Source organism: Nonomuraea monospora (assembly GCF_039531895.1).
GTDB lineage: Bacteria > Actinomycetota > Actinomycetes > Streptosporangiales > Streptosporangiaceae > Nonomuraea > Nonomuraea monospora.
Window position 1 is genome coordinate 1 of sequence record NZ_BAAAQX010000098.1, and the last position, 1363, is coordinate 1363.

Annotated in this window: 2 protein-coding genes; both read right to left on the bottom strand. The window is 66.9% G+C overall.

Annotated elements, in window-relative coordinates:
• Positions 1–12: 12 nt before the first annotated feature.
• The gene (locus tag ABD331_RS60625) at positions 13–354 is read right to left on the bottom strand and encodes a hypothetical protein (protein WP_344496691.1); all 342 of its coding nucleotides are present in this window, start codon (positions 352–354) and stop codon (positions 13–15) included.
• 75 nt (positions 355–429) lie between these two features.
• The gene (locus ABD331_RS60630; protein ID WP_344496693.1) at positions 430–1305 is read right to left on the bottom strand and encodes an IS5 family transposase; all 876 of its coding nucleotides are present in this window, start codon (positions 1303–1305) and stop codon (positions 430–432) included.
• Positions 1306–1363 lie beyond the last annotated feature (58 nt).

Sequence of the window (1363 nt, forward strand, 5' to 3'; positions counted from 1 at the left end):
CTAGGGCCTGTTTCAGAAGTCGGGTGAGGAGTGCCGGGTGAGGGCTGCGTGTGCTCGAGATGCCTGGGCGGTCCAGATGGTGACGTCGGAAGCGATGCGGCTCGGGTCGGTTGCGGTGTCAAGGCGGTGATATCGGCGAAGAGGGTCTCGGTATTCGACCTCGTAGGTGCCATCGTCGAGGCGGGCGACTGAGGCGAACCAGGTGGGGTCGTCTTCGTCTGGTTCGACGATGACGAAGGTGTTGTGGGGCAGGGCGAGCTCGATGATCATCTCGTAGAGGGCGTCCTCGGACGGTTCCACGATGAGTTCGCCGCCCTCGGTTTCCGCCTTCAGCCGGATGTACTCCCGCCCCACTATCGGCCCCTCTCCAGGTGTACGGGTCGCCGCTCCAACAGATTGTGCAGGATCCCAGCCGTGGCCAGGACGCGGTCACAACCACTCGTTGATGCAGGCGATGTGCACGGTCGCTTCGTAGCGGACGGCCAGCTTGTCATACCGCGTGGCCACGGCGCGGTTGCGCTTGAGCCGGTTGATCGCGCACTCGACGGCGTGGCGCTCGCGGTAGTCGGCCTTGTCGAAGGCGGGAGGCCGGCCGCCGCGCGATCCACGTTTGCGGCGATGAGCCGCCTGATCCTTCTTCTCCGGGATGGTGCATTTGATCCCACGCCGGCGCAGGTAGGAGCGGTTGCCGCGAGAGGAGTAGGCCTTGTCGGCGCGGACTCTGTCGGGGCGAGTGCGGGGGCGGCCGCTGCCCAGACGTGGCACCCGGATCCCCTCCAGCACCGGCCTGAACTGCGGGCAGTCGCCCCGCTGTCCAGCCGTGACCACCACCGACAGCGGCTTTTGTCCCTGTTCGACGGCCAGGTGCGTCTTGGTGGTCAGCCCGCCACGCGAGCGGCCCAGCCCGTGATCGTCTGGTTCCGTACGAGCCCCTCCGGGTGGCTCCTTCTGCGCATCGCCATCTCTTCGCGCACCGGCGGCATGCTGGTGCGCGCGGGCGACGGTGGAATCCACCGACACATCCCAGGTGATCAGCCCCTTGGCATCGGCTCGCGCTTGTAACGCGACAAGGATGCGCGCCCAGACTCCGTTCCGCTGCCAGCGGCGAAACAACCCGTACACCGTCTGCCACGGCCCGTACCGCTCGGGCACATCCCGCCAGGGCGCGCCCGTTCGAACTCGCCATCGGATCCCGTCGATGAGCTGCCGCTTCGCCCAGACCGGCGGACGACCCGCCTTCTTTCCCGCCGGCAACAGCGGCTCCAGCACAGCCCACTGCGCGGCGGTCAAATCACCCCGACCCACACAAAGATCATCTCGGAAGTGGATCACCCGGGTGATCCACTTCTGAAACACGCCCTAG